This is a genomic window from Microlunatus aurantiacus (genome assembly GCF_039536605.1).
Lineage (GTDB): Bacteria > Actinomycetota > Actinomycetes > Propionibacteriales > Propionibacteriaceae > Microlunatus > Microlunatus aurantiacus.
This window is the reverse complement of the sequence record NZ_BAAAYX010000018.1, coordinates 1-6,240: the sequence shown is the minus strand read 5'-3', so window position 1 is coordinate 6,240 and position 6,240 is coordinate 1. Positions and strand designations below refer to the sequence as shown.

The 6,240-nt window shown below is 67.6% G+C and carries 8 protein-coding genes; 6 read left to right on the top strand and 2 right to left on the bottom strand.

Annotation, left to right across the window (positions count from 1 at the left end):
• The first annotated feature begins 251 nt into the window (after positions 1-251).
• Positions 252-578 (top strand): hypothetical protein, encoded by a 327-nt coding sequence (locus tag ABD714_RS18205; protein WP_344813867.1) that lies wholly within the window; start codon positions 252-254, stop codon positions 576-578.
• Here the strand turns inward: ABD714_RS18205 and ABD714_RS18200 are convergent.
• Entirely contained in the window at positions 535-1,140 is a 606-nt protein-coding gene (locus tag ABD714_RS18200) for a dihydrofolate reductase family protein (protein ID WP_344813866.1), read from the bottom strand. The genes ABD714_RS18205 and ABD714_RS18200 overlap by 44 nt on opposite strands.
• A 226-nt stretch (positions 1,141-1,366) precedes the next feature.
• On the opposite strand from ABD714_RS18200, the gene ABD714_RS18195 reads away from it, so the two are divergent.
• From ABD714_RS18195 to ABD714_RS18175, 5 genes are all read left to right on the top strand, one after another.
• Positions 1,367-2,401, top strand: coding sequence for a hypothetical protein (locus ABD714_RS18195; protein WP_344813865.1), 1,035 nt, complete (start codon positions 1,367-1,369; stop codon positions 2,399-2,401).
• A gap of 361 nt (positions 2,402-2,762) precedes the next feature.
• Complete coding sequence (locus tag ABD714_RS18190) at positions 2,763-4,220, top strand: aldehyde dehydrogenase family protein (protein WP_344813864.1); 1,458 nt, start codon at positions 2,763-2,765, stop codon at positions 4,218-4,220.
• A gap of 154 nt (positions 4,221-4,374) precedes the next feature.
• Positions 4,375-4,710 (top strand): ArsR/SmtB family transcription factor, encoded by a 336-nt coding sequence (locus tag ABD714_RS18185; protein ID WP_344813863.1) that lies wholly within the window; start codon positions 4,375-4,377, stop codon positions 4,708-4,710.
• A complete protein-coding gene (locus tag ABD714_RS18180; RefSeq protein WP_344813862.1) occupies positions 4,707-5,195 on the top strand; it encodes an SRPBCC family protein in 489 nt (162 codons plus the stop codon). The genes ABD714_RS18185 and ABD714_RS18180 overlap by 4 nt, the downstream gene beginning before the upstream one ends.
• Complete coding sequence (locus tag ABD714_RS18175) at positions 5,192-5,827, top strand: maleylpyruvate isomerase family mycothiol-dependent enzyme (RefSeq protein WP_344813861.1); 636 nt, start codon at positions 5,192-5,194, stop codon at positions 5,825-5,827. Before ABD714_RS18180 ends, ABD714_RS18175 begins: the two co-directional genes overlap by 4 nt.
• Before the next feature lie 229 nt (positions 5,828-6,056).
• Here ABD714_RS18175 and ABD714_RS18170 read toward each other — a convergent pair.
• A partial coding sequence (locus ABD714_RS18170; RefSeq protein ID WP_344813860.1) for a hypothetical protein occupies positions 6,057-6,240 on the bottom strand: 184 nt, incomplete at its 5' end.

Sequence of the window (6,240 nt, the reverse complement as noted above, 5' to 3'; positions counted from 1 at the left end):
TTGAAACTGACTGTGGCCACGCCACACTTCCTTTCCACGGGCAGGTACGTGCCCGACGATCCCTAGTGGAGGGGGCAGGGTCAGACTCCCACGTCGGGGAAGGTGTCCACAAGCACTCGGCGAACGACCGTGCGATTCCGGCCTATGCTGGGGGTGAGAGACAGGTAGGTGTCAGCGTGGCTGACGAATGCATCCATGGGATGACGCAGGCGTGGTGTCACGTGTGCCGAGCCCCCCAACCAGTTGACACCGTGAGTGATCCGCACGGCGGACGCTCCACACAGCTCCTCTTCGACGACCTGTGCGCCCTGCTCGACACCCCGCGCTACTTCCCGGGTCCCGGCACCACGCCGTCCCGGGTGTTCGCCGCCGCGGCGGCCAAGGCCAAGGTCGCCCCGGGTTCGATGCCGGAGGTCGGCGAGGCGATCGCCACCAAGGCCGGCCTGGTCTGGGGACCGGGATGTGACAACCGCCAGACGCGTGACCACGGCACGGTGGTCAGCCGCGAGGGCGTCGGGGTGCTGGTGCAGGCGTTCACGATCCTGGGGACGAAGAAGACGAAGAAGACCCGGGTCTGACCGGCTCGGGCGCGGCGCTCTGCTTCCGCACGCGGAAGCAGAGCTTGGTCACCGGGCCCGACTGCTGGTTGCTGATCGGCTCCAGGTCGACCCGGCCCAGGGCCGCGGTCGAGAAGCGCACGCCGTCACCGAACAACACCGGCAGGACGTAGACCAGGACCTCGTCGACCAGTCCCTGCTGCAGGCACTGGCTGGCCAGATCGGCTCCGAGGATCTCCAGGTTCAACCCGCCGGCGGCGGCGCGCGCCGTGGCGACCGCGTCCCCGAGGTCACCGGTGAGGAAGGTGACAGCCGGATCCGGCTCGTCCGGTGGCCGGTGGGTCAGCACGAAGACCGGCCCACCGTCGTAGCTGGTGTCCTCGGCCGTCATCCGCCGGGCGACCTCGTAGGTCCCCCGGCCGATCAGCATCGCTCCCGTCGCCGCCATGACCTCGGGGAACTCGTACGTCGTCGTGTGCTCGATGATCCAGTCCATCGCGCCGTCGGGACCGGCGATGAAGCCGTCCACCGACATCGCGCGATTGACCACGACCTTGCCCGAACCGACAGGTGTCTCGCTCATGCGCGGGAAGACTCGGGAAGCGCCCGGAACTCATCGGGGTGGGAGCTCCGGCACTGGTCTTCAGGAATGGGCGGCCTCTGCGGGTTGGGCAGCTGGCATCGCCGCCGAGTCCCGCCGACTGACGGCGCCGAGAGATCTTCTACCGGTCATCTGTCGGTCACCTGGCTGGGCAACGCTCACAGCTGCGGAATCTCCGCCCGCGCCACCGCCGTTTCGAGGAGATCTCATGCTGCGTCACCGTTGGGCCGCTGCCGTCACCGCCACCGCGTTGTGCCTGTTGGCCGCGGGTGCCGCCGGCCCGGCCGAAGCCCACGATGGTCGGCCGGACCACCACCTGGGCAAGGGGTTCACCTTCGCCGTCATCGGCGACATCCCGTACGGCCAGGCCGAGATCGACCACTTCCCTGCCAACATCCGCCAGATCAACGCCGATCGCGACGTGCAGTGGGTCAGTCACCTCGGTGACATCAAGAACGGGTCGAGCGTCTGCAGCGACGAGTACTTCGATCTGATCAAGTCCGATGTCGACGTGTTCGAGGACCCGTTCGTCTACACCATCGGCGACAACGAGTGGACCGACTGCCACCGTCCCAACAACGGCGGCTACAACCCGCTCGAGCGGCTGGATGCCGTCCGCGACGTGTTCTTCCCCCGCCCGGGTTACACCCTCGGCAAACCGACTCGTGTCACCTCCGACGCGGTGGCCGGCTATCCCGAGAACGTCCGTTACGTGCGTGACGGCGTGTCCTTCGCAGCTGTGCACATCGTCGGGAGCAACAACAGCCTCGCTCCATGGACTGGCAATACCACCGCCACCCCGGAACAGACTGTCGAGGTGCTCGGACGCACCGCCGACGCCGTCTCCGAGATCCATGCTGCCTTCGCCAAAGGGCACCGTCGCGACAACCGCGCCGTGGTGTTGATGACGCAGGCCGACATGTTCGACCCCACCGCCACGGACCCGAAGTTCGGCGACTACTACGCGTTCCAGCCCATCGTCGCCGCCATCGCCCGCGAGAGCCGCGCCTACGGCGGGCCCGTCTACCTCTTCAACGGGGACAGCCACCTCTACAACGCCGACCGACCCCTGGCTCCCGGATCGCCGTGGCTGGACTTCTACGGCCTCACGTCGTCATCGGCCCCGAACCTCCAGCGCATCACCGTGGACGGCTCCGACAACGCCAACGACTACCTGAAGGTCACCGTCACGAACAACCGCCGCGAGCCGCTGCGCTGGACCCGGATCGCCTACACCAGCTGACAGTCACAGCCGGTGACGGCCATGGCACCCGGGGCTGTCCTGTCGAGGGTGTTCTTCCCTCCTGCTTCTGATTCGGTCCTGTGACGACTTCTGGATCGTCGGCCTGCCTGAGCGTCTGGATGACCGTGGCGCGGTCGGTCCCAGGCGAGCCAGGGGCATGGACTGCGCCCGGGGCGCATCGACGGAGCGCTTCACCCCTCGCGGAAGTGTGCTCGGGCCGACGCATGGCGTCGTACGACGCGTTACGTGCGCGACCAGGGTCCACCAGCGCGCCGATGGTCGATACATTGTCGGGATTCGTCGTGGCCCGGGCGCCGACTCGAGCAGTCGGGCGCCCACTCCACCCACCCCGGGAGCCATCATGGTCGAGCTGTTGGGAAGCGCCGCGTGGGAAGGCCGGATCTTCAGCGGTGGCTGGACCGTCGGCGGCGGACAGACCTACCCGGCCGTCGAACCGGCCACGGGTCACACGCTGGGCCAGGTGGGTGCGGCCTCGGCCGCGGATGTCGATCGCGCTGTGGGGTTGGCCCGCGAGGCGCAGACGGCCTGGGCGGCGACCCCGTACGACGACAGGGCCGCCATCCTGCGACGGGCGGCGGACCTGCTGGAGGAGCACCACGCCGAGCTCGAGGAATGGGCGATCCGGGAGGCAGGAGTGCCGCGCTACTGGGCCGGGACGGGTGGCCCGGCGGAGGAGTTCAGGCAGGCGGCCGCACTCGCCAGCTATCCGCGAGGTCAGGTCCTCCCCTCGACCCAGCCTCGGCTCTCCTTCACCCGGCGCGTGCCAGTCGGTGTCGTCGGCGTCATCGCACCGTTCAACGCGCCGGTCATCCTCGCCGCTCGGGCGATCGGGCCGGCTCTGGCCGTCGGGAACGCCGTCGTGCTCAAGCCGGATCCGCGGACCGCCATCTGTGGCGGGCTCGCGCTGGCCAGGGTCTTCGAGGAAGCAGGGCTGCCGCCGGGCGTGCTCCATGTGCTGCCTGGCGGCAGCGACATCGGTCGGCAGCTGGTCATCCACCCTGACGTTCCGGTCATCGCCTATACCGGCTCGGCGTCGGGCGGACGGATCGTCGCCGAGCTGGCAGCTCCGCTGCTCAAGCGGGTGCATCTGGAGCTGGGCGGGAACTCGGCCCTGATCATCCTCGACGATGCCGATCTCGAGCTGGCCACCAGCGCCGGTTCGGCCGGCTCCTTCATCCAGGCCGGCCAGGTGTGCATGGCGTCGAGCCGCCACCTGGTCTCCCGACGGCTCGCGGATGACTACGCGACACTGCTTGCCGAACGGGCAGCGCGGCTTCAGGTCGGGAACCCGATCGAGTCCGACGTCGCCTACGGCCCGCTCATCGACGCCGGGGCGCGGGACCGGGTGCATGCCATCGTCCACGACAGCGTCGCGGCCGGTGCGCGACTCGTCGCCGGCGGGGAGTACGACGACTTGTTCTACCGACCCACGGTGCTCGCCGACGTCCCGCAGACGGCGCGGGCGTATCAGGAGGAGATCTTCGGGCCGGTGGCGCCGGTCATCGCCTTCGACGGTCTCGACGAGGCGGCGGCACTGGCTGCGGGAACGCCGTACGGGCTGTCCTTGGGCATCGTGACCCGAGACGTCATGGCCGGGTTGATGCTGGCCGAGCGGATTCCGGTCGGCATGGTCCACATCAACGACCAGACCATCGCCGACGAGGCGATCGCCCCCTTCGGCGGTGTCGGACTGTCCGGGAACGGGTACCGCGCCGGCGGACTGGAAGCCAACCTCGACGCCTTCACAGAGACCCAGTGGATCACTGTCCAGCAGAGTCCGGGGGGCTACCCCTTCTGAGCTCTGAGCTCCGATCGAAGGAGTCGGTGCCGCCTGGCTCCTTCACGATGACTACGACGGCGACAGACCCACCCTCACGCCAAGATCAGGCTCGACGGACTGTACCTCTGTGCAACCGATCGACCGACGCCCTACTCGCACCGTCGTCCGGTAAGTGGTAACTTACGCGTTCGTGACGGCTCACCCATCAGACGCATGGTCCCTGCTCGGCGACGCTAGCCGTCGGGCGATCATCGAGCGACTGTCACTGGGCCCTTGCAGCGTCGCGGAGTTGGCAGATGTCATGCCGATCAGTCGGCCGGCAGTGAGCCAGCATCTGAAGCTGCTGCGTGAGGCGGGGATCGTGCGAGATGAACCTCGAGGGCGGCAACGGGTCTACAGCATCGACGCGGCTCGCCTTGCGCGGTACCGCCGTCAGCTTGATCAGTTCTGGTCCGATGCTCTCGGGAATCTCGCGACCCGCAGCGAACAGGAAAGAGGGATCGCGTGACGGTGCAGTCCGATGGGGTGGTGCGGCGCGAAGTCGTGGTGGATCTACCCGCCGAGGCGGCGTTCTGGCAGTTCGCCGATCTCGACAAGATCAAGCCGCGTGAACACAACATGCTGGCCGTTCCCATTGCCGAGACGGTCCTGGAACAGCACACCGGGGGTGACCTCTACGACCGTGGTGTCGACGGGAGCATCTGTCGGTGGGGCCGGGTGTTGATCTTCGATCCGCCCAACACCATCGCCTTCAGCTGGGACATCGGGCCCGACTGGCAGGTCACCTCAGACCTGGACCGCGCGAGCGAGGTCGAGATCACCTTCACGGCAGAGGACGAGTCGCGCACCCGCGTCACCTTGGTGCACCGCCACATCGAGCGGCACGGTGCGGGCTGGGAGTCATTGCAAGCCGGACTCGATGCGCCGGACGGCTGGCCCCTCTACCTCAGCAGGTATTCGGCCATCACCCGCGACGGACTGGACGTCTCATGAGCAAGCCTGACCTGATGCCGCTTGCGGAGGAGGAGCGCGCCGACCTGCTGGCGCTGCTCCGCGAACTCACGCCTGCCCAGTGGGAGGCTCAGTCCCTTTGTACCGAGTGGCGAATCCGTGATGTCGCCACCCATGTCGTCAGCTACGACGAACTGTCCAAGGCCGCGACCGTTGCGACCTTCGTGCGCGGCGGTCTACGCATCGGCAAGGTGAACGACATCGCCTTGTCGCGCTACAGGGGCCTCGACCCGGCCGGCATCATCGATCTCGTGGCCCGGAACCAGCGTCCGAATGGCCTGCCATCTGGGTTCATGGGTGGCATCGCTCTGACGGATGGCACCATCCACCATCAAGACATCAGGCGAGCACTCGGCCTGCCGCGCGTGATCCCCGAGCACCGTCTGGTGTCTGTCTTGAGCTTCTGGCTGGGAGCCCCCACGCTGCCGTCAAAGGGCAATGCCAAGGGTCTGAGACTCGTCGCCACCGATGTCGACTGGACCGCAGGCGACGGACCTGAGGTGACGGGACCAGGCGAGGCGATCCTGATGGCCGCAGCCGGCCGCACCGAGGCACTGGACGACCTCAGCGGAGACGGCCTGGTGATGTTGCGGAAGCGAGTTGGGAGGCGCTGACACCTGCGTGCGATGAACGCGCGTGGTGGCTACCTCGAGTGCGGGGGTCCGCCGAGGTCCTGTTGGTGGCGCACCTGGAGGGATTCGAACTTCCACCCTTCTGATACGCGTAGGAGCGCTAGCTGCGTCGTCAGGTTCCCGGCGGGGGCGCACGACCGGGAACGCTGTCGGTCTGCGTCCGTGAACATCCGTGCCGATCTGGAGCAGAGTCAGCAACGCGTTAGCAGAGTCAGAGAGCACCACGAGCTTGGGAACGTGATCCGGTCAGGTAGCCGCCGATGAGCCGCGAACCGACGGCAAAACCGGGGTCGTGCGCCGCACCACCACCACGCCCGTGCGTGACATCAAAGCGGCTCTTCAGAATCGAGGGTGTAGTCGAGATCTGAATCCGCCGGCTTCGAGTAGGCATCTGG